The sequence below is a fragment of the Streptomyces sp. NPDC104202 genome (genome assembly GCF_055584185.1).
Map to the genome: position 1 here is coordinate 42,322 of NZ_JBVJMN010000028.1, position 21,805 is coordinate 64,126.

Here is a 21,805-nt window from a genome sequence, read left to right on the forward strand (position 1 = left end):
GTTCAGCGGACGGGGATGAGGACTCCGGGGCTGAGCACGCCGGACGGGTCGACCTCGGCCTTGACGGCCTGCAGCATACGGATGCCGAGGGGGCCGATCTCGCGGGCGTACCAGTCGCGGTGGTCGGTGCCGACGCCGTGGTGGTGGCTGATGGTGCCGCCGGCCGCCAGGATCGCGTCGTTGGCCGCCCGCTTCGCCGGCTCCCAGTGCGCGACGGCGTCCTCTCCCTGCGCGGAGACGACGGTGAAGTAGAGCGAGGCGCCGTTCTCGTACGTGTGGGAGATGTGGCACATGACGAGGGGCGGGGTGCCGGCCTCGGTGAGGGTGCTCGTCAGCGCGTCGCGGACCGCCGCGTACAGACCGGGGATCGCGGACCAGAACGCGGCCGTCTCCAGCGTCTCGGCGAACGCGCCGGCGTCGAGGAGGGCGTCGCGCAGGTAGGGCGCGTCGTACCGGCCGTGCTCCCAGCGGTCGCCGGGCTCCTCGCCGACGTACGCGCCGTCGCAGGCGAGAAGGACCTCGCGGGCGGCGGCACGGCGGGCCGACGTGTCCTCCTCGGTGCCCTCGAAGCCGACGATCGCCATGCAGCCGGGGTCCTGCGGGAGTTCGGCGCTGCCGATGGCGTCGGGCTGGGCGAGGCCGATGAAGGTCTCCGACTCGTCGGACAGCCGCAGCACCGTGGGGCGCGGGCCGTCCTGGGCCAGGCGGCGCAGTGCCGCGGTGCCGGCCTCGAAGGAGGCGAAGCGCCATCCCTCGTAGACCCGCCGGGTCGGCAGCGGACGGACGCGCACGGTCACGGCCGTGATCACGCCGAGGGCGCCCTCGGAGCCGAGGAGGAGCTGGCGCAGGTCGGGGCCTGCGGCGGAGCGGGGGGCCCGGCCGGTCTCCAGGGTGCCTTCGGGGGTGGCGACGGTCAGGCCGAGGACCATCTCGTCGAAGCGGCCGTATCCGGCGGACGCCTGTCCGCTGGAGCGGGCGGCGGCGAAGCCGCCGACGGACGCCCACTCGAAGGACTGGGGGAAGTGCCCGAGGGTCCAGCCCCGTTCGTTGAGCAGGGCCTCGCACTGCGGGCCGCGGAGTCCGGGCTGCAGCGTCGCGGTGCGCGACACCTCGTCGAGGGCGAGGAGTCCGTCGAGGCGGCGCAGGTCGAGGGCGACGAACGGCTTCTTCGTGGTGGGCGCCAGGCCGCCGACGACGGAGGTGCCGCCGCCGAAGGGGACGGCGCCGACGCCGTGGTCGGCGCAGGCGCGCAGGACGGCGAGGACCTCGTCGTGACTGCCGGGCAGCACGACGGCGGCCGGGATGTCGTCGACCTCGCCGGCGCGGATGCGCAGGAGGTCGGGGGTCGACTTGCCGCGGGTGTGGCGGACGCGGCTCTCGGCGTCGTCGCGCAGGCCGTCGGGTGCGGCGAGGGCTGCGGCGAGCGCGGTACGGGCCTCGTCGGTGAGCCCGGGGGCGGGGAGTTCGATGTCCGTGAGGGCGGCGGGACCGCTCTCACGGGGGGTGACGCCGAGCAGGTCCCGCAGCAGGCCGGTGACCGAGTCGGGCAGCGGTGCCGCCTTGGCCGGGTCGCCCCAGCCGCTCCACAACATGTCCACTTCGAAAGGGTTCCTCACGGTCTGTTTCACGGACGCGCTGCCACTGGGCCCGCGCTGGCATTACACTGTGACAGATGACGCCCATTCGTCACAACCATGCGGACGCAGATCCCGTCCTCGACGCCGCCCGCGACTGCGTGCTCGCCGTCGGCGTACGGCGGACCACCCTCACCGACGTCGCCCGGCGCGCGGGCGTGTCCCGGATGACGCTCTACCGGCGCTGGCCCGACGTGCGCAGCCTCGTCGGCGACCTGATGACCCGTGAGTGGATCGCCGTCGCCGCCGACGCCATGCCCCCCGCCGACGAGGACCGGCCCGAACGGGACCGGATCGTCGAGGGACTCGTCTCCGGAGCGGCGGCGTTCCGCGCCCACCCGCTCTTCCACAAGATCCTCGACGTCGACCCCGAGCTGCTGCTGCCGTACGTCCTCGACCGCCGGGGCGCCAGCCAGGACGCCCTGCTCGGACTCCTCCACACGGCGCTCGAGGACGGCCACGAGGACGGCTCCGTACGCCGCGTGCGGCCGGACCTCCAGGCCCGGTCCCTGCTGCTCGTCGTCCAGTCCTTCACGCTCTCGCTGCGCACCATGACCGACGAGACCGATCCCGAACTGAGCGAGGCCGCCTTCCTCGGCGAGCTGCGCACCCTGCTGGAGAGGACGCTCACGCCATGAACCCCACGAGCAGCACCGCCCTGCCCGGCTCCTCGCTCGACGCCGAGCGGCGCCGGCGCGAACTCGCCCGGCTCGCCGACGGCGAGGCCGTCGACGTCCTCGTCGTCGGCCTCGGCGCCACCGGGGCCGGGGCCGCGCTCGACGCCGCCGCCCGCGGGCTCGCCGTCGCCGCGATCGACGCCCACGACCTGGCGTTCGGCACGTCCCGCTGGAGCTCCAAGCTCATCCACGGCGGACTGCGGTACCTCGCCTCCGGGCAGCTCGACGTCGCCCACGAGAGCGCCGTCGAACGCGGCATCCTGATGGAGCGCACCGCCCCCCACCTGGTCCGCGCCCAGCCGTTCGTCCTCCCCCTCACCCCGCTCGTCAGCCGCGGCCAGGCCGCCCTGGCCCGCTCCGGCTTCCTCGCCGGCGACCTGCTGCGCGTCGCGGCCCGCACCTCGCGCCACACCCTCCCCCGGCCCCGCACCCTCTCCGCCGTCGAGACCCGGCACCTCGCGCCGGCCCTGCGCCCCACCGGCCTGCGCGGCGGACTCCTGTCCTGGGACGGCCAGCTCTCGGACGACGCCCGCCTGGTGACCGCGATCGCCCGCACCGCCGCCGCCCACGGCGCCCGGATCCTGACCCGTACCCGCGCCGTCCGGCTCGACCGGGAGGGCGCGACGGTCCGCGACGAGACCACCGGCGAGGAACTGCGCGTCCGCGCCCGCACCGTGATCAACGCGACCGGGGTCTGGGCGGGCGGCCTCGTCGACGACATCCGCCTGCGGCCCTCGCGCGGCACCCATCTCGTCCTGCGCTCCGAGGACCTCGGCCGCCTCTCCGCCGGCCTGCACATCCCGATCCCCGGCGAGACCAACCGCTTCGTCCTCGTCCTGCCCCAGGGCGACGGACGCGTCTACGTGGGCCTCACCGACGAGCCGGTCGACGGCGACGTCCCCGACGTGCCGGACGTCCCCGAGACCGACGTCGGCTTCCTCCTCGACGTCCTCGGGTCGGCCCTGGACGTCACCCTCCACCGGACCGACGTGGTCGGCGCCTTCGCCGGTCTGCGCCCGCTGCTCGACACCCGGGGACCGGAGGGCCGCACCGCCGACATCTCCCGCAGGCACGCCGTGCTCACCTCGCCCGACGGCGTCGTCACCGTCGTCGGCGGGAAGCTCACCACCTACCGCCGCATGGCGCAGGACGCCGTCGACGCCGCCGTCGCCGCGAGCGGCCTGACCGCCGGCCCGTGCCGCACGACGTCCCTGCCCCTCGTCGGGGCCGCCCCGGCGCGGGCCCTCGCCGGACTCGACGTACCACCGCGCCTCGTGCAGCGGTACGGGGCCGAGGCACCGGCCGTCCACGCCCTCGGGCTCGCGGACCCCACCCTGGCCGAGCCCGTCGTCCCCGGGCATCCCGTCACCGGCGCCGAACTGCTGTGGGCCGTCCGCCACGAGGGCGCGCTCGACGCCTCCGACCTCCTCGACCGCCGCACCCGCATCGGTCTGGTCCCCGAGGACCGCACCGTCGCCGAGAAGGCGGCCCGGGAGGCCCTCGCGGCACGCTGAGTCCGCATGGCGGGTCCTGCCGGGTCCTGGGATGATTTCCCCCGAACCCGGAGGAAAGCCATGAGTCCTGACCAGCAAGAACCTCCACCGGACGGCTCCGCGGAGCACCACGGTCCGGAGGCCGGGAACGCCGGGGAGCGGCAGGCGGGGACCGGGGGCCGTGACTCCGCGCCGGACACCGGAGCGCACGCCGCGGACGCCGGGACCGCGGACTCCACGGGCGGGAGCGGTGACGGGGCGGCCGGGCGTGCCTCCGCCGGGGACGGGAGGCACCGGTGGCACCCCCGCCTCACGCTCCCCGGCTGCTGGGGCGCGCTCCTCCTCGCCTGTCTCTCCTTCACCCCTTCCCTGCTGCCGCGGGGCGGCGTCCTCCAGGGGCTGATCTGCGGCATCAGCGCGGCCATCGGATACGGACTCGGCGTGGTCGCCGCCTCCGTGTGGCGCGCGTTCGCCGACCGGGACCCGCGGACCCCGTCGCGCGGGACGTGGCGGGTCCTCGTCCTCTGCGCGATCGTGCTGTTCGGCCTCTCCTTCGGGCTCGGCCAGTACTGGCAGCACGAGATCCGCCGGCTCATGGGCGTCACCGACTACGACGTCGTCACGACCGTCGCCTGCCCCTTCGTCGCCGCCCTCGTCTTCTGGCTGCTGTTGCTCGCGGGCCGGGGACTCCGGCGTCTGTACCACTGGTCCTTCCGCCTCCTGCGGCGCTGGATCGGGCCCCGCGCGGCACGCGTGGTCGGCTGGATCGCGGTGGCGGCCCTGGCGTGGTCCGTGGTCAGCGGCGTCCTGCTGGCCGGGTTCGTGAACGCGACCAACGAGGCCTTCTCCCTGCGGGACGACGAGACCCCGGAGGGCGTGAGCCGCCCGACGACCACCCTGCGCTCCGGCGGGCCCGGCTCGCTGGTGCCGTGGGACACCCTGGGCTACCAGGGCCGCGCCTTCACCGGCACCGGCCCGACGGCCCGGGACATCGGCGCGTTCACCCAGCGCCCCGCCCAGGAGCCCGTCCGGGCCTACGCCGGGCTCCAGACCGCCGACGACGCGGAGGCGCGCGCCCAGCGGGCCGTCGCCGACCTCCAGCGCGCCGGCGGCTTCGAGCGCGAGAACCTGCTCGTGATGACCACGACCGGAAGCGGCTGGGTCGACCCCGCCGCCGTCGACTCCTTCGAGTACCTCGGCGACGGCGACTCCGCCACGGTGGCCATGCAGTACTCGTACCTGCCGTCCTGGCTCTCCTACCTCGTCGACCAGTCCAAGGCGCGCGAGGCGGGCCGCGAACTCTTCGACGCGGTCTACGACGTCTGGTCCAAGCTCCCCCAGGACCGGCGGCCTCGGCTCTTCGTGGCCGGCGAGAGCCTGGGGTCCTTCGGCGGCGAGGCCGCCTTCAGCGGCGAGTACGACCTCCGCAACCGCACGGCCGGCACGCTGTTCGCCGGGCCGCCGAACTTCAACACGCTGTTCCGCGACTTCAGCGACCACCGCGACCCGGACAGCCCGGAGATCGAGCCCGTCTACAAGGACGGGCGGACCGTCCGCTTCACCGACGACCCCACCGGCGGGATCCCTCCGGCCGGCCGGCCGTGGGACGGCACGCGGGTGCTGTACCTGATGCACCCCTCCGACCCGATCGTCTGGTGGAGCCCGGAGCTGGCGCTCTCCGAGCCCGACTGGATCGGCGAGGCACCCGGCAGCGACGTCCTGGAGGAGATGGTCTGGTTCCCCTTCGTGACCTTCTGGCAGGTCACCGCCGACCTGCCGTTCTCCACCGGCGTGCCGGACGGCCACGGACACACGTACAAGGCCGCGTACGTCGACGGCTGGAACGCCGTCATGCGGCCGTCGGGCTTCACCCCGCAGGACCTGGACCGGCTGCGGGACGTCGTCGGTCAGGACCGCTGACGGCGCGGGCGGCACCGCGCGGGTGCTCCCCGGCCCGGCTCCGCGCAGAGGGCTCGGCGCGGCTCAGCGGAGCAGGAATCCCGCGAGGTAGCCGAACGCGTTGACCGCCCAGTGCAGTCCCATCGGCGCGAGCAGGCTGTCGCTGCGGCGGCGCAGCTCGCAGAAGAGGACGCCCGACGCCCCCGTGAAGAGGACGGCGCCCGCGACCGCGAGGAACGTGCCGAGCGGGGAGTCGCCGACGACCGAGCCCAGGGCCGGCTTCGCCGTGGCCAGGTGCAGGGAGGGCAGGACGTGCCACAGGCCGAACAGGGCGCTGGAGACCGCCGTCGCCCAGCCCGTCCCCCGGGCCCGGCGGACCAGTCCGTACAGCACCCCGCGGAAGGCGACCTCCTCCACCAGGACGGTGCCGACGGGCACCACCACGAGGACGCGCACCGCCAGTTCGCCCCCGGTCATACCGTCGTGGCGCCGGTCCTCGAACAGCGGACGGGTGGCCGGCAGCAGGGCCCCGACGAGGTAGACCAGGGCCACCAGGCCCATCAGGACCAGCGCCCAGCGGGCACCGCGGGCGAGGGTGCCCGGCGCCAGTCCCGCGTCCGCGAGGGTGCCGCCGGCCCGGCGCAGCAGGGCGAGGAGCAGCACGGCGACGGCGACGGCAGCCGTCAGCCTGAGGACGCCGTCCCAGTCGGCCAGGAGCACGTCGGCCCCGGCGAGGATGCCGACGGCGAGGGCCACGGCCGGCCACGTGCCGAGCGGCTGCCGCCACCGGCCCGGCGCCGGATCGCCGGTACGGCGTCGTCCTCCCACCGGGGTCGCGTCGCCGTCCGCTACGAAGGCCGGCCCGGCCTCGTCCGCGGCGCGGTGCCCGGCGTCCTCGGAGTCCCGGTGCATCGGTGCGTCATGAGCGGTCGTTCTTGAGCGAGTCCTTGACGCCTTCGGCGCGGTGGCGCAGGCTCCGCACCGTCTGCCGGATCTTGACCTTCGTCCGGTCCGTCTTCCCCTCGGCCTCCATGCGTTCGTGGCCGGTGATCTTTCCGGTGATCTCCTTGAGCCTGGCCTTGGCCATGTCCAGGGTGTGGTTCCTGTCCATCGCTCCTCCGCGAGGTCGGTTCCCCAGCTCCAAGGTAAGCGAGGGGGAGGACGCGCGGCGGGCGCGGGAGGCGGAGCCCGGGGGATGGGCGCAGACTGATGTGGAAGTAACCGGCCGCCCGCATGCTCCCGCGTTCCGCGGGGGCGACCGGGAGGAGGAGAAATGGCCACGTCACACGGCCCCACACCGCACGCCGCACCGGCGTCCGACCCCTACGGTTCGGGCCCCGCCTCCCCGGCCGACCCCGCGGATCAGCTGGCCCGTCTCGGCCGGTCGTGGGTCTGGCTCCTCTGCGCCGCGCTGGCGACGCTCGTCCCCGGTGTCCTCGCCCTGGTCTGGCCGGACGTGACCCTGCACGTCCTGGCGGTCCTCATCGGGCTGTACCTGCTGGTGACCGGCGGTTTCCGCTTCGTCGCGGTGTTCGGCCGCCGCGAGGCCGGGGAGCGGGTGCCCGGTCTGATCGTGGCCGTCCTGTGCGTCCTGGGCGGAGTGCTCTGTCTGCGGAACCCGCTGCAGACGATCGCCGCGCTCTCCCTCATCGTCGGCGCCGTCTGGCTGGTGTCCGGCATCTTCACCCTCTACACCGCCATCGCCACCAAGGACATGCCGCACCGCGGGATCGTGATGGCGGTCGCCGCGCTCGGCATCGTCGCGGGCATCGTCGTCCTGGCCCTGCCGACGGAGTCGGCCCGGACCCTGACCAGGCTGCTGGGCCTCTGGCTCATCCTCCTGGGCCTGGCGGAGACGGCGGTCGCCCTGGCGTGGCGGTCGGCGCTGCGCCGGGCGGGCCTCACGGGCCACGACGCGTCCGGGCCGCCCGCCTGACGCCGCCCGCGGGCGCGCCAGGCACGCGTGACGCGCCCGGTCCCCCGCAGAACGGAGAAGACATGTACCTGGCCTACGACTATCCGCTGCTCGGCGCCTTCTGGACCATGTTCTGGTTCTTCCTGTGGGTGCTGTGGTTCATCCTGCTCTTCCGGATCATCGTGGACATCTTCCGCGACAAGGAGATGAACGGGTGGGGCAAGGCCGGATGGCTGGTCTTCGTCATCCTGCTGCCCTTCCTCGGCGTCCTCGTCTACGTGATCGCCCGCGGCAAGAACATGGGGCGCCGTGAGATCGCCCAGGCCCGCGACCAGCAGCGGGAGTTCGACGCCTACATCCGCGAGACGGCGGGGGGCGGCAGCCGGCCCAGCCACGCCGAGGAGCTGACGAAGCTCTCCGGGCTCCGTTCCCGCGGGGAGATCACCGAGGAGGAGTTCACCCGGGCGAAGGCGCTCATCCTGAACGACGCCCCGCCCTCCACGAGCTCCGGCACCACCGGCACCACCACCCCCACCGCCTGAACCCCTCACCGTTCCCCACCACCCCCGGGCGCCGACGGCGCCCGCCCGACCGAACGTAAGCGAGGCATCGTCATGGCCGCCACGCACACCTCCCGTCCCGCGGACTCCACCAGACAGGCATGGGCCGGAGGACTCACCGTCTTCGCCGCCGTCATGCTCGGCATCACCGGCCTCGTCGGCATCTTCCGGGGCATCATGGCCGTCGCCGAGGACGAGGTCTTCGTCTCGACGCCCAACTACGTCTTCAAGTTCGACCTGACCTCGTGGGGCTGGATCCATCTGGCCCTGGGTCTCGTCGCCGTGATCGTCAGCTTCGGCCTGTACCGTACGGCGACCTGGGCGCGGGTGGCCGGCGTGGCCATCGCCGCGCTCGTCATCATCGCCAACTTCCTGTCCCTGCCGTACTACCCGGCCTGGTCGATCGTGATGATCGCCATGTCCGGCTTCGTCATCTGGGCGCTGTGCGTGGTGCGGCGCGACGACGGCACCCTGTCCTAGGGGATGTCTTGTCGATCAGGCCGAGCCAGGCGTGATCGGCAAGACACCACCTGGGGGGTCCGGCGGTACCGGGTCCGCCCGCACCGCGTGCAGCACCGGGCATCCGGTGTTGGAATGTCAGGGGGGTCCGGTTCCCTACTGCCAGAGGTGACGCTGTGAGCGAGGAATTCGCCGAGATGGGCCCCATCGACTACGTGGTCGTGGAGTTCTCCGGCAACCGCATGACGGGCGAGGCTTTTCCGCTGCTGGTCGACCTGGTGGACCGGGGCATCATCCGGATCCTCGACCTGGTGTTCATCAGGAAGGACGAGGACGGCACGGTGAGCGGTCTGGAGATCGCCGACTTCGACGGCGACGGCGAACTCGACCTCGCCGTCTTCGAGGGCGCCCGCTCCGGTCTGCTCGGGCAGGACGACATCGAGGAGGCCGCCGCGGCCGTGGAGGCCGGCAACGCCGCCGGTCTGCTGGTCTACGAGAACGTGTGGGCCGGCCCGTTCGCGGCCGCCCTGCGGCGCGGCGGCGCCCAGCTGGTCGCCTCCGGCCGGCTGCCCGTCCAGGCCGTGCTCGCCTCGCTCGAAGCCGTCGAGGCCGCGTCCTGACCCGTTCGCGGGCAGGGCGGGCCGTCCGGCCTCCCCCGTGTCGAACCCGCCCGCCGGCCGCGCCGGTCGCCGGGCGGAGCACGAGAAAGGAACACCCGATGCCAGGTCTTCTCCGCGGAGTGGCCCGCACGGCCGTGGTCGCCGGCACGGCGACCGCCGTGTCCAACCGCGTGTCACGGCGCCAGGCCGGCCGCTGGGCCAACCAGCAGGCCGCCCAGGAGCCCGAGCCGCAGTACGCCCCGCCGCCGCCCGCGCCCGCGGCCGCGCCGGCCGCGGACAGCATGGACAGCAAGCTCGAACAGCTGAGGCAGCTGGGCGAGCTCAAGACCCAGGGAGTCCTCACCGACGCCGAGTTCGAGGAGCAGAAGCGCCGGCTGCTGGCCTGAGGCCGGTTCCGGCGCGGCACCGCGGGGCGCCGGCCGGGTGCGACGAGCGTCGCGCCCCGGCCGGCGCCCCTCCGCTGCCGTCAGCGCTTGCGGACGTGCAGGACGTGGGCGTCGAGGGGCAGCGGGCGGTGTCCGACGAGGACGAGCCCGGCGGCGGCGAACAGCGCCGCGTACGCCTCGGCCCGTCGCTCGCGCCCGCCCGTGTTGCACAGCATGTGCAGGTCCCACGCGGTCGCGAGGGACGGCACGGCGTCGTCGGGCAGCAGCCGTTCGACGACGAGCAGGTCGGCGTGCGCGGGCATCGCGTCCGCGAGGTGCGCCAGGATCTCCCGGCACCGCGCGTCGTCCCAGTCGTGCAGGACGCGGGAGAGCAGGTACACGTCGCCGCCCCCGGGGACGTCCGCGAAGTCCCCGACCCGGTAGGAGCACCGCTCGCCGACCGCGGTGGCGGCGAGCCGGTCGCGCGCTGCGGCGACGACGTGCGGCCGCTCCAGGAGCACGCCCCGCAGCCCCGGGTGGGCGGCCAGGACGCGTTCGAGGAGTTCGCCGGTGCCGCCGGCGACGTCCACGACGGTGCGGGAACCGGGTCCCGCCGCGGCGGCGGCGAGGACGGGGTGGGAGGGAAGCGGGCCGAACATCCGGGCGCCGGCGGCCATCGACCGGTCGAACGTCGCGGCCAGCCCGGGGTCATGGGCGAAGTGGTCGAAGTGGTTCTCGCCGAAGAGGTGCTCGAACCCCGGCTCGCCGGTGCGCACGGCGTGGGTCAGGTGGGCGAAGGACCGGTAGAAGGGCCCGCCGTACATGAGCGCGAGGGGGCGCATCGAGCCGGCCGTGTCCTCGCGCAGCAGCACGCCGGCGGCGGTGAGGCGGAAGCCGTCCCGGTCCTCGGTGACGACGTCCAGCATGGCGAGGTAGCGCAGCAGCGTCTCCAGCGCGTCCGGGCGCGCACCGACCTCGCGCGCCAGCTGCCGGGCGGTGAGGGGCGTGTCCGGCCGGAGGGTCTCGGGCAGCCGCAGTTCGGCGCAGGCGGCGAGCGCCTGGGTGGTCCAGGCGCCGGTGAGCAGGCGCAGGAGCGTTTCCGCGGCGAGGGCGTCCGCGTCCGCGCCGGTGGTCGCGCCCGTGGCCGCGGTCCCCTCGTGTCCGGGTGCGGCCGGACGCGGGCCGGCCAGGTGCTCGGCGAGCAGGTCCCGGTGGTCGCCGCTCGCGTACAGCTCCATGCGGCGGTAGGCGGTCTTCGTGCCGGCGGGCGTGGCGAAGTAGAAGACGGTGCCGTCCTCGTGCGGGTTGTACCCGCCGCCGTCGGCGACCGCTCCGTGCCGGGCGAGGCTCGCGCGCAGTCCGCGCAGCACCAGGGCGTCGGGCCGGTCCACGTCGAAGGCGAGGTGGGCCTCGTGCCCGTGCGCGCGCTCGTGCGCGGCGAGCGAGGAGAGCGGCGAGGCCTGCGGGACGGTGAGGGCGAACACCTCGACCGTGCGGTCCGCTCCGTGGGGATCCTGGACGGCGGGCCGGAGAATCCTTACGTCAAGATCGGCGGCGTCGAGGCCGTGGCGTGCGGCCAGCCGGTCGCGCACCACGACGCTCGGCCGGGACGGTGCGTCGTCGGGGAGCCCGCAGGCGTCGAGCCCGGCCCGCAGCCCGGCCCGGTCGGCCGGGAAGACGAGCAGGGCGGCATGGGAGAAGCGGCACCGGTCGGCCACCGCCCGCAGCTCGGGGCCGTCGAGGCCGGGCAGCACGCGGGACAGCAGGAGGGACGTCTCCTGCTCGCGGACGAACGCGGCCGTCGCGCGCAGGCGCCGGACGTCGTCGGGCGCGAGGCAGGTCGCCGCCGGAGCCGGGACAGGGGTACGCATCAGGGGATTCCTCGGGGCAGAGGGCGGAAGGAAGCGGGCCCCGGGCCGACGGGCCGGGACCTCGGGCCGCGTGGGGAGCGGCGGGAAGGGCGTCAGATGCCGACGTACTGCTCGGCGAACCAGTCCTGATGGGTACGGGAGGTCCGCAGCGACTCCATGCGGGACCGGCGCATGCCCTCCTGGAACGGCGGGGCGCCGTGGAGGAGGCCGATCATCCAGTGCGAGAACTCCTGGGCGCGCCAGATGTGGGTCAGGCACCGGTCCGAGTAGCGGGCGAGCGGTGCGGGGTCGCCGCGGTGGAGGTCGGCGGCGAGGGCCTCGGCGAGGAGTTCGGCCTCCAGGACGGCGAGGTTGGCGCCCTTGGCCGCGGAGGGGCTGATGAGACCGGCGGCGTCGCCGGCGAGGAGGAGCGAGCCGTACCGGAGGGTGCCGAGCACGTCGGACTCCAGGTCGACGACGGCGCGCTGGACGAGGGGGCCGCGCCGCAGCGGTCCGTGGTCGGCGCCGCGCATGCGCAGGTCGAGTTCGTCCCAGACCCGTTCCTCGTCCCACGCCCCGGCGGGGGTGCCGCGCTCCCACTGGAGGTAGTAGCGGGTGATGTCGGCGGACCGGGCCATGTGCCCGGCGAAGCCCCGGGGGTGGGTCGCGTACCCGACGGCGTCGAGGCTGGGCGGCGCCTCGGCGAGGAGGCCGAGCCAGGAGACGCCGTGGTCGCGGTGGTGCCGTACGGCGCCCTCGGGGAGCGAGCGGCGTCCGGCGCCGTGCCGGCCGTCGCAGGCGGCGACGTACCGGGCCGGCCACCGGGCGGTCCGGCCGTCCGGCTCCCGCGCGGCCACCCACGGCCGGTCTCCGTCCGCGTCGCCGACCTCCAGCGCCTCGGTGTCGAAGCGGATCCGGCCGCCGGCGCCGAGGTAGGCGGCGAGGAGGTCGGCGACCAGCTCGTGCTGGGGGTAGACCGTGTGGGGTTCGCGGCTGCCGAGCGTCCGGTAGTCCAGGCGGAAGCGTCCGTCCTCGGTGCGGAACTCGCACACGCCGTGTTCCCGTCCGCGCCGCCGCAGCCCCTCGTCCAGGCCGTGACGCCGCAGCACGCGGGCGGTGTGGGCGGCGAGGAATCCGGCCCGGGCGCGGTTCAGGACGTGGTCGCGGCCGGTGCGTTCGAGGACGACGCAGTCGATCCCGCTCCGCAGCAGGAGGTTGCCCAGCACGAGCCCGGCGGGACCGGCGCCGAGGATGACGACGTCGGCCGACTCCCGTTCTTTCTCTGCATGTTGACTCTCTGTCACGGAAGTGGATCTTAAGCAGCGGAACGGGCACCCCTGCCCCAACATCACCCGAATGCCACATTCCACGAGAAAAGGATTCTTCACGGCGCTCACGCGCTCGGGCCCCGCCGTGGCGGCGGGGCCCGAGGGAGGCGTCGGATCAGGGCGTGCGCCGGCGCGTCAGAGGACGTTGACCCCGGTCCAGGCAGCGGCCACGGTGGCGTACTCGGGGCTGGTGGCGCCGTACAGGTCCTTCGCCGCGTTCAGGGTCGCCGTCCGGGCGCCCTTGTAGTCCGTGGTCGAGGTCATGTACACGGTGAGCGCCCGGTACCAGACGGCGGCGGCCTTCTGGTTGCCCATGCCGGTCACGGTCGTGCCCTTGTACGTCGCGCTCGTGTAGGTGACGCCGTTGACGGTCTTGGTGCCGCTGCCCTCGCTCGCGAGGTAGAACCAGTGGTTGCCGACGCCCGAGGAGTTGTGCACGTCGAGCCGGCCGACCGACTTCGACCAGAAGTCGGCGGAGCGGCCGTCCAGCGACGGCTTGTCGAAGCGCCGCAGCCACGGCGGGGTCGACTGGTCGCTGAACAGGTAGTCGGGGGTGTCGACGGGGTTGGCCGCGTACCACTCGACCATGGTGCCGAGGATGTCGCTGGTGGCCTCGTTCAGTCCGCCGGACTCCCCGCTGTAGCGCAGGTTCGCGGTGGCCGAGGTGACCCCGTGGGTCATCTCGTGGCCCATGGTGTCGAGGTCGACCTGCTCGGGGTCGACGCTGCCGTCGCCGTCGCCGGTCATCATGCAGAAGCAGGCGTCCGACCACTGGGCGTTGTCCCAGTCGGTGCCGACGTGGACGAAGACCGTGGCGCCCCGGCCGTCGTTCTTGATGCCGCTGCGGCCGAAGGTGCTCTTGTAGTAGTCGAAGGTCTTGGCGGTGTTGGCGTGCGCGTCGACGGCGGCCGTGGAGCGGTCGGAGGAGAACTTCCGGCCGTCGCCCCAAACGTTGTCGGCGTCGGTGAACAGGGTGCCGGAGGAGGCGTTCAGGGACGAGGACGAGACGTTGCGGGCGTCCTTGGTGACGTGGCCGCGGACCGGGTCGATCAGCGCGTAGGTGCCGTTCGCCTGGAGCGTGGTGTCGAGGGGGATGTCGCCGGTGTACTCGGAGTGCCCGGTGCCGGACGCCTCCCGCTCGGTGTCGTAGTTCTCGATGGCCGCGCCGGTCGCGGCGTCGGTGACGAAGACCTCGCCGTGCGGCTGCCCCTTGTCACCCAGGCCCTGCACCGTCGTGCGCCAGGCCAGACGGGGCACGCCGTCGGCCGCCCAGACGATCAGCTCGGGGGTGGAGCGAGCCTCGCTCACCAGCCCGTTCGAGCGCTTGAGGGCGCCGGCCGCGGTGCCCCGGGCGTCGACGGCGGGGGTGACGGACGCGAGCGCCACCGCGCGGGCCCTGGCGTGGGTGGATCCCTTCAGCGAGCCGTCGGCCTTCTGGTGGACGACGAAGTCGCCGCCGACGACGGGGAGGCCGCGGTAGGTCCGCTCGAAGCGGACGTGCTGGGTGCCGTCGGCGTCGACGACGACGTCCTTGACCCGGAGGGCCTGGCCCGCCCCGTATCCGAAGGTGCCGGCGTGCCGGGCCACGTTCGCCTCGGCCCGGGATATCGCGGTGTCGCGGACGGAGCCACCACCGGTGGCGTCGGGCCGCGCGTGGGCGGGCAGGGCCAGCACGCCGGTGGTGACGACCGCGGCGGCGACCATCGTGGAGAGGGCAAGGAGGGAACGGGGCATGACGGGGTGTTTCCTTCGCTCGTCGTGGGGGGTGACGACGTCCTGGGACGTTGCGCGAAGTGTTCACCAGGTGACATGTTCCTGACGTGATCCCAGGTGGGATACAACCCCGGGGTTATACGGCGCGCGGGGCACGCTCCCCGGACCGCGCGGTCAGCCGTCCGCGCCGAGCGCGAACTCCTTGCCGCCGTCCTCCCACCACGCCAGGTACTCCGGCCGCCGCCGCACCAGCGCCAGGTACTCCGCCAGCAGCCGGTCCCCCACCGCTCCCGCCAGCTCCGCCGGCACCGAGGCCGTGTTCCAGCCCAGCTGCAGCCGCCGGTGGAACGGGACCTCGGCCAGCGGGCGCAGTACGGTCCCCCGCGCCGGGACGTCGGCACTCGGCCACACCCCGCAGACGGCCCGCCGGCCCGCGACCAGGAGCTGCGCCACCGACAGGTCCGGCGTCACGTGGGCCACCTTCGGCGTGAACCCCGCCGCCCGGCAGGTGAGATGCAGGTAGGCGTGGACCCCGCTCTCGTCGGCCTCCGGCATCACCCACTCCTCGTCCCCCAGCTCGTGCAGCGCGACCCGCTCCGCGCGCGCGAGGGGATGGTCCTCGGCGAGCAGGACGAAGACCGGCTCGCGCAGCAGCGTGCGCGCCGCCACCGCCTCGCCGACCGGCAGGGGGAACCCGGGGAACTCGCCGTACACCGCGATGTCGCACCTGGACAGGCCCAGCGCCTTCACCAGCGCGTGCACGGACCGCCGGGCGTCGACGGTCACCCGGTGCTCCGGAACGAGGTCGAACAGCGCCGACATCAGCAGCGACACGAGCGGGCCCGCCGTGCCGCCGGCCCGCAGCGGGGCGGCCGCCCCGCCGTCCGTCTCCCCCGCCCCGCGCGCGTACTCCCTCAGACGGTCGAAGCCGACCACGAGATCACGCGCGCAGCGCAGCACGTACTGCCCGTTCTCGTTCGGTTCGACCCCCTCGGCGCTCCGCACGAACAGCGGGCCGCCCAGCTCGCCCTCGATCCGCTTCAGCTGGGCGCTCGTCGCCGGCTGCGACAGCTGCAGGCGCGCAGCCGCTTTGCGGATGCTCCCGGCCTCCGCGACGGTGAGCAGCACCCGGAGGTGCCGGAACTCGAGCTGCATGAACCTTCCCCGCTCAGGGCGAAGGGGCCCTCGGCACCCCCCGTGACCAGCAACACCCCTGCCCGAGGGCATGGTCACCCACACTCCGGCGCCCCCGCCCGCCCAGCAACCACGGGAGGGCAAAATCTCCGCGCCCGCGCCGCCCCCTTTGCACGGGCACCGCCCCGCCGCCCGGACGGGGCGGCGGGGCGGCGGGGGGCGGCGGGCACGGGCCCGCGCGGTCAGTTCTTCAGGAGGGCGCAGACGAAGTTCTCCTGGACGGCGCGGACCTTCGCCAGGAGTTCGGGCTTGACGGTCTTGCTGGTCTGCGTGGTGATCGAGAAGGTGAGCGAGCGCCTGCCGTCGGCGGTCGCGGCGGCGAACTGCGTGTAGCCGGGGAAGTTGCCCGTGTGGCCGTAGACCGTGCCGCAGCGGGTCCGGTAGCGGAAGACCGCGAGTCCGCCGGAGTTGACGCCCGGGCCGGCGGGCTCCGAGGCGGCCCCCGGGATGAAGGTCCGCTGCTGGCGGCGGGTCCGCTCCGACAGGAAGTGCGGGCCGCCGCCCCAGGCGCGGATGAAGGCGTTCAGGTCCTCGGGGGTGGAGACGATGCCGCCGGAGGCCCAGACCCCCGACGCGCCGATGGCCTCGCTGATGTCCTCCGGCGGGGCGGGCGGCGTCACGTCGTAGCCGTGCAGGTACGGCTCCGGAAGACGGTACCCCTGCGGAAGGCTGGTCCGGCGGAGGTCGAGCGGCCGGTACACGAGCCGGTCGAGGAGCCGCTCGTACGGGCGTCCCGTGACGGCCTCGGCCATCAGGGCCACGGCGATGTTGTCGGAGTTCGAGTAGGCGTACGTCGATCCCGGCGGGAACAGCAGCGGCCTGTCGGCGACGAAGTCGAGCAGCCGGCGCGAGTCGAAGTGGTGGCGGGGGTCCGCCTGCAGGATCTCCAGGAACGAGGGGGCCTGCGAGAAGTCGGGCAGCCCGCTGGTGTGGTTGAGCAGCTGGCGGAGGGTCACCCGGTGCCAGGCGACGGGCTGCGACGGGAGGATCTCGCCGATCGTGTCGTCGAGGTCCAGCTGGTGCCGGTCCACCAGGCGCAGCGCCACCGCCCCGCTGAACGCCTTGGCGACGCTCGCGATCCGCATGTGGTCGGCCGCGCGCGGGGGGCGGCCGGTCTCCGTGTCGGCGACGCCGGCCCGCAGGACGGTCGTCCGGCCGTCGCGCTGCATCACCGAGATCACGCCGGGCGGCCCTCCCGCCGTGCGGACGAGGTCGTCCAGCTGCTTGCGCAGGGACGCGTCGTGCGGAGTCGGCGTGGCCGTCGCCTGCGCGGGCTGGACGAGACCGGCGAGGGCCGCCGACGCGGCCAGGCCGGCGACGGTCAGCCGCAGACGGGCGCGCGGGCGGGACCGGACATGAGAGCGTGCCGACACGGGGACTCCTTCAGGGTGCTGCCGGGCGCTGGACGGTCACCCGGTTCGGACGGTCCGCCTCAGCATCGGACGCCCCGTCGTGGCCTGCCCCTCCGGTGCTCCATCCGGCCCAGACGCCGCGCGCGGCCCGGCCCGGGCCCGGCCCGGGGCCGGACCGGGCGTCCGGGTGCCCGCCGTGGGGTGCGGGGGCGTGGGTGCCGGGGCGCGGGGAGTGGGTCATCCTGGGGGTATGGGTGACACGCGGGACAGGTCCTTCCCTCCGGGGACGTCCGGGCGCCGGAGTCCCCGGCGGACGCCGGCCGCGGTCGTCGCCGCCCTCGTGCTGGGCGTCGGCGCGTCCGCGGGCTGTGCGGGCGCCGCCGGTACGGCCCCCGGGGCGCACGGGCCGGCGCCGGAGGCCGCGTCCCCCTCGGCCGCGCGGCCGTCGTCCCCGGTCCCGGCGGCCCCCTCGGGCGCCGCCGTCGCCGCGCCGCCCCCGTCTCCCGCGGCCACCGCGCCCGCGCCCCGCGCCCACGAGCCCGCCGAGCTCTCGCTGCCGTCGATAGGCGTCGAGGACCTGAAGGTCGTGCCGTACGAGGGCACGACCGACGACCGCGCGGGGACCCGGATACAGGACCGGGGGGTGGCGGCGAGCCCGTACGGCGAGCGGGGCGGCGTGGGACCGGGCGAGGTCGGCAACTACCTGGTGACGGCCCACCGGCTGTCGGCCGGCGGGCCGTTGCGCGACCTGCCCGCGGTGGAGGTCGGCGACCTGGTGCACGTCACCGCCGGTGGCGTCGTCTACACCTACGAGATCACCGGGACGCGCAGCACCTCCTTCCGCTCGGCCCGTTCGCTCGCCGAGCAGCGCGCCCCGGTGCCCGGCGAACCGGGCGAGCACCCCACCCGCGCGATGATCACGCTCTCCACCTGTGCGACGCCCGAGGACGACGCGGCGGGCAACCGCTGGCGCGACGCCCTGCACAACCCCGAGCACCGGATCGACAAGATAGGCGTGCTGACCTCGACGCGGCCCGCGTAGGGGGTGCCCGTCGGGCCGGGCGGCGGCGACCGCCCGCACGACCGCTCCGCACGACCGCTCCGCGCGTCCGCCCGCCGGTCCGCGACCGCGGCGGACCGGGGCCGTTCCGCGCCTCGTCCTCCTTCCTGCCGCGGGCCGTCGTACACCGTGTGGCGGCGATGATCCATGTCACTGTCGTGGGACCTTCAGAAGGCCACGACGCAGCCCTTAGCGTTGCCGAAACGAGCCGGGCGCGACGCGGGCGAGTGCCGCCTCACGGGGCGGCGCGGCCGCGTGAGAGGCGTCGTCGACCCGTAGTGCTCATCACCGGCAGGGTGAAGGGATCAGGATGTTCCGCAAGGTGCTGGTAGCGAACCGCGGGGAGATCGCGATTCGCGCGTTCCGCGCTGGCTACGAACTGGGTGCGCGCACGGTCGCCGTCTTCCCCCACGAGGACCGCAACTCTCTGCACCGGATGAAGGCCGACGAGGCGTACGAGATCGGTGAGGCCGGGCATCCCGTGCGGGCCTACCTCTCGGTGGAGGAGATCATCCGGGCGGCGCGCCTGGCGGGCGCCGACGCCGTCTACCCGGGGTACGGGTTCCTCTCCGAGAACCCGGAGCTGGCGCGCGCGTGCGAGGAGGCGGGCATCACGTTCGTCGGCCCGTCCGCGCAGACCCTGGAGCTGACCGGGAACAAGGCGCGGGCGGTGGCCGCCGCTCGCGAGGCCGGCGTGCCCGTGCTCGGCTCCTCGGCGCCCTCCACGGACGTGGACGAACTGGTCGCGGCCGCCGAGGACATCGGCTTCCCGGTGTTCGTGAAGGCCGTCGCGGGCGGCGGCGGGCGGGGCATGCGGCGGGTCGAGGACCGGGCGTCGCTGCGGGAGTCCATCGAGGCCGCGGCGCGCGAGGCGGAGTCGGCCTTCGGCGACGCGACCGTCTTCCTGGAGAAGGCCGTCGTCGACCCACGCCACATCGAGGTGCAGATCCTCGCCGACGGCGAGGGCGACGTCATCCACCTGTACGAGCGGGACTGCTCGCTCCAGCGCCGCCACCAGAAGGTGATCGAGCTCGCGCCCGCCCCGAACCTCGACCCGGAGCTGCGCCGCCGCATCTGCGACGACGCCGTGCGCTTCGCCCGCCGGATCGGCTACCGCAACGCGGGCACCGTGGAGTTCCTGCTCGACCCCGACGGCAACCACGTCTTCATCGAGATGAACCCGCGCATCCAGGTCGAGCACACGGTGACCGAGGAGGTCACCGACATCGACCTGGTGCAGTCGCAGCTGCGCATCGCCGCCGGGGCGACGCTCGCCGACCTCGGTCTGACGCAGGAGTCCGTCGTCCTGCACGGCGCCGCCCTGCAGTGCCGCATCACCACCGAGGACCCGGCCAACGGCTTCCGCCCGGACACCGGCATGATCAGCGCCTACCGCTCCCCCGGCGGCTCGGGCATCCGCCTCGACGGTGGCACCACCCACGCCGGTACGGAGGTCAGCGCCCACTTCGACTCGATGCTGGTCAAGCTGACCTGCCGGGGCCGGGACTTCGCGACAGCCGTCGACCGCGCCCGGCGCGCGGTGGCGGAGTTCCGCATCCGGGGCGTGTCCACGAACATCCCGTTCCTCCAGGCGGTCCTCGACGACCCCGACTTCCAGGCGGGCCGCGTCACGACCGCCTTCATCGAGCAGCGTCCGCACCTGCTCACGGCGCGCCACTCGGCCGACCGCGGCACGAAGCTGCTCACCTACCTCGCCGGCGTGACGGTGAACAAGCCGCACGGGCCCCGCCCCGACCTGATCGCACCGGCCACCAAGCTCCCCCGGCTCCCCGGCGGCGAACCGCCGGCCGGTTCGAGGCAGCGGCTCGCGGAGCTGGGCCCGGAGGGCTTCGCGCGCGCCCTGCGCGCGTCGCCGACCCTGGGGGTCACCGACACCACCTTCCGCGACGCCCACCAGTCGCTCCTCGCGACCCGGGTGCGGACGAAGGACCTGCTGACCGTCGCCCCGGCGGTGGCGCACACGATGCCCCAGCTGCTGTCCCTGGAGTGCTGGGGCGGCGCCACCTACGACGTCGCGCTGCGCTTCCTGGCCGAGGACCCGTGGGAGCGTCTCGCCGCGCTGCGCGAGGCCGTGCCGAACATCTGCCTGCAGATGCTGCTGCGGGGCCGCAACACCGTGGGCTACACCCCGTACCCGACGGAGGTGACCGACGCCTTCGTGCAGGAGGCCGCCGCCACCGGCATCGACATCTTCCGGATCTTCGACGCGCTCAACGACGTCGACCAGATGCGGCCCGCCATCGAGGCCGTACGGGAGACGGGCACGGCGGTGGCGGAGGTGGCGCTCTGCTACACCTCCGACCTGTCCGACCCGGCGGAGCGGCTGTACACGCTGGACTACTACCTGCGGCTGGCCGAGAAGATCGTGGCCGCCGGGGCCCACGTGCTGGCCGTCAAGGACATGGCCGGGCTGCTGCGCGCGCCCGCCGCGGCCACCCTGGTCTCGGCGCTGCGCCGGGAGTTCGACCTGCCGGTGCACCTGCACACCCACGACACGCCGGGCGGCCAGCTCGCCACGTACCTCGCGGCGATCCAGGCCGGGGCGGACGCGGTGGACGGCGCCGTGGCCTCCATGGCGGGCACCACCTCGCAGCCGTCGCTGTCGGCCATCGTCGCCGCGACCGACCACTCCGAGCGGCCCACCGGCCTGGACCTCCAGGCGGTCGGCGACCTGGAACCGTACTGGGAGGGCGTCCGCAGGATCTACGCCCCCTTCGAGGCGGGGCTCGACTCTCCGACGGGCCGCGTCTACCACCACGAGATCCCCGGCGGCCAGCTCTCCAACCTCCGCACGCAGGCGGTGGCGCTCGGGCTCGGCGACCGGTTCGAGGACGTCGAGTCGACGTACGCGGCGGCCGACCGCATGCTGGGCCGGCTGGTGAAGGTCACGCCGTCGTCGAAGGTCGTGGGCGACCTCGCGCTGCATCTCGTGGGCGCCGGGGTCGACCCCGCGGACTTCGAGGCGACGCCGAACCGGTTCGACATCCCCGACTCGGTCGTCGGCTTCCTCCACGGCGAGCTCGGCACGCCCCCCGGCGGCTGGCCGGAGCCCTTCCGCACCAAGGCCCTGGAGGGCCGCCCGGGCCCCAAGCCCCCGCAGGACCTCACGGCGGACGACCGCGCCGGCCTGGCCAAGGACCGCCGGGCGACGCTGAACCGCCTGCTCTTCCCCGGCCCGACCAAGGCGTTCGAGACGCACCGTCAGGCCTACGGCGACACCAGCGTGCTCGACAGCAAGGACTTCTTCTACGGGCTGCGCCCGGGCAAGGAGTACGCCGTCGACCTCGGCCCCGGCGTGCGGCTGCTCATCGAACTGGAGGCCGTCGGCGAGGCCGACGAGCGCGGCATGCGGACCGTCCTGTCCACCCTGAACGGCCAGCTGCGGCCGATCCAGGTCCGGGACGACGCGGTCGCGGCCGACCTGCCGGCGACGGAGAAGGCCGACCGGTCCGACCAGGGTCACGTCGCGGCACCGTTCGCCGGCGTGGTCACGCTCGCCGTCGCCGAGGGCGACGAGGTCGAGGCCGGTGCCACGGTCGCCACGATCGAGGCGATGAAGATGGAGGCGTCGATCACGGCCACGCGGAGCGGGCGGGTGTCCCGTCTCGCCATCACCCGCATCCAGCAGGTGGAGGGCGGCGACCTGCTCGTCGAGATCCGCTGAC

18 protein-coding genes are annotated in these 21,805 nt (G+C 74.3%); 10 read left to right on the plus strand and 8 right to left on the minus strand.

Translation table 11 applies throughout. The features are described 5' to 3' along the window. Positions 1-2 precede the first annotated feature (2 nt). Positions 3-1,598, minus strand: coding sequence for an FAD-binding oxidoreductase (locus tag ACZ60W_RS19470; RefSeq protein ID WP_469756553.1), 1,596 nt, complete (start codon positions 1,596-1,598; stop codon positions 3-5). Positions 1,599-1,672: 74 nt separating this feature from the next. On the opposite strand from ACZ60W_RS19470, the gene ACZ60W_RS19475 reads away from it, so the two are divergent. Genes ACZ60W_RS19475 through ACZ60W_RS19485 form a run of 3 tightly spaced genes read left to right on the plus strand, consistent with a single transcriptional unit; the run spans position 1,673 to position 5,724 of the window. Beyond that, positions 1,673-2,272 (plus strand): TetR/AcrR family transcriptional regulator, encoded by a 600-nt coding sequence (locus ACZ60W_RS19475; protein ID WP_469756554.1) that lies wholly within the window; start codon positions 1,673-1,675, stop codon positions 2,270-2,272. Continuing rightward, complete coding sequence (locus tag ACZ60W_RS19480) at positions 2,269-3,825, plus strand: glycerol-3-phosphate dehydrogenase/oxidase (protein WP_469756555.1); 1,557 nt, start codon at positions 2,269-2,271, stop codon at positions 3,823-3,825. Before ACZ60W_RS19475 ends, ACZ60W_RS19480 begins: the two co-directional genes overlap by 4 nt. 60 nt (positions 3,826-3,885) lie before the next feature. Further along, positions 3,886-5,724, plus strand: coding sequence for an alpha/beta hydrolase (locus tag ACZ60W_RS19485; protein WP_469756556.1), 1,839 nt, complete (start codon positions 3,886-3,888; stop codon positions 5,722-5,724). 63 nt (positions 5,725-5,787) lie between these two features. On the opposite strand, the gene ACZ60W_RS19490 is transcribed toward ACZ60W_RS19485, so the two are convergent. Next, a complete protein-coding gene (locus tag ACZ60W_RS19490; RefSeq protein WP_469756557.1) occupies positions 5,788-6,615 on the minus strand; it encodes a lysostaphin resistance A-like protein in 828 nt (275 codons plus the stop codon). Positions 6,616-6,622: 7 nt separating this feature from the next. Beyond that, positions 6,623-6,814: a CsbD family protein gene (locus ACZ60W_RS19495; RefSeq protein WP_469756558.1), complete on the minus strand. Its 192-nt coding sequence runs from the start codon at positions 6,812-6,814 to the stop codon at positions 6,623-6,625. Positions 6,815-6,976: 162 nt separating this feature from the next. Between ACZ60W_RS19495 and ACZ60W_RS19500 the strand changes: the two genes are divergently transcribed. The 5 genes from ACZ60W_RS19500 (at position 6,977) to ACZ60W_RS19520 (ending at position 9,643) form a co-directional block, all read left to right on the plus strand. Next, positions 6,977-7,639, plus strand: a complete 663-nt coding sequence (locus ACZ60W_RS19500) for an HdeD family acid-resistance protein (RefSeq protein WP_469756559.1) — start codon at positions 6,977-6,979, stop codon at positions 7,637-7,639. 62 nt (positions 7,640-7,701) lie between these two features. Next, on the plus strand, positions 7,702-8,160 hold the full coding sequence (locus ACZ60W_RS19505; protein ID WP_469756560.1) for an SHOCT domain-containing protein: 459 nt from the start codon (positions 7,702-7,704) through the stop codon (positions 8,158-8,160). Between the two features lie 72 nt (positions 8,161-8,232). Next, the gene (locus ACZ60W_RS19510; protein WP_469756561.1) at positions 8,233-8,658 is read left to right on the plus strand and encodes a DUF7144 family membrane protein; all 426 of its coding nucleotides are present in this window, start codon (positions 8,233-8,235) and stop codon (positions 8,656-8,658) included. 176 nt (positions 8,659-8,834) lie between these two features. Further along, positions 8,835-9,257, plus strand: coding sequence for a DUF6325 family protein (locus tag ACZ60W_RS19515; protein ID WP_469756601.1), 423 nt, complete (start codon positions 8,835-8,837; stop codon positions 9,255-9,257). Between the two features lie 98 nt (positions 9,258-9,355). Further along, a complete protein-coding gene (locus ACZ60W_RS19520) occupies positions 9,356-9,643 on the plus strand; it encodes an SHOCT domain-containing protein (protein ID WP_469756562.1) in 288 nt (95 codons plus the stop codon). A gap of 80 nt (positions 9,644-9,723) precedes the next feature. On the opposite strand, the gene ACZ60W_RS19525 is transcribed toward ACZ60W_RS19520, so the two are convergent. The 5 genes from ACZ60W_RS19525 to ACZ60W_RS19545 form a co-directional block, all read right to left on the minus strand. Then, a complete protein-coding gene (locus ACZ60W_RS19525; protein ID WP_469756563.1) occupies positions 9,724-11,493 on the minus strand; it encodes a methyltransferase in 1,770 nt (589 codons plus the stop codon). Positions 11,494-11,585: 92 nt separating this feature from the next. Further along, on the minus strand, positions 11,586-12,776 hold the full coding sequence (locus ACZ60W_RS19530) for a 4-hydroxybenzoate 3-monooxygenase (RefSeq protein WP_469756564.1): 1,191 nt from the start codon (positions 12,774-12,776) through the stop codon (positions 11,586-11,588). A 159-nt stretch (positions 12,777-12,935) separates the two neighbouring features. Further along, on the minus strand, positions 12,936-14,534 hold the full coding sequence (locus ACZ60W_RS19535; RefSeq protein ID WP_469756565.1) for a M4 family metallopeptidase: 1,599 nt from the start codon (positions 14,532-14,534) through the stop codon (positions 12,936-12,938). 153 nt (positions 14,535-14,687) lie between these two features. Continuing rightward, a complete protein-coding gene (locus ACZ60W_RS19540; RefSeq protein WP_469756566.1) occupies positions 14,688-15,668 on the minus strand; it encodes a LysR family transcriptional regulator in 981 nt (326 codons plus the stop codon). 221 nt (positions 15,669-15,889) lie between these two features. After that, positions 15,890-17,080: a serine hydrolase domain-containing protein gene (locus tag ACZ60W_RS19545; protein ID WP_469756567.1), complete on the minus strand. Its 1,191-nt coding sequence runs from the start codon at positions 17,078-17,080 to the stop codon at positions 15,890-15,892. A gap of 229 nt (positions 17,081-17,309) precedes the next feature. Here ACZ60W_RS19545 and ACZ60W_RS19550 point away from each other — a divergent pair, with 229 nt between their 5' ends. Both ACZ60W_RS19550 and ACZ60W_RS19555 read left to right on the plus strand, forming a co-directional pair. Further along, positions 17,310-18,101, plus strand: a complete 792-nt coding sequence (locus ACZ60W_RS19550) for a class E sortase (protein WP_469756568.1) — start codon at positions 17,310-17,312, stop codon at positions 18,099-18,101. Between the two features lie 328 nt (positions 18,102-18,429). Further along, positions 18,430-21,804: a pyruvate carboxylase gene (locus ACZ60W_RS19555; protein ID WP_469756569.1), complete on the plus strand. Its 3,375-nt coding sequence runs from the start codon at positions 18,430-18,432 to the stop codon at positions 21,802-21,804. Position 21,805: the final 1 nt, after the last annotated feature.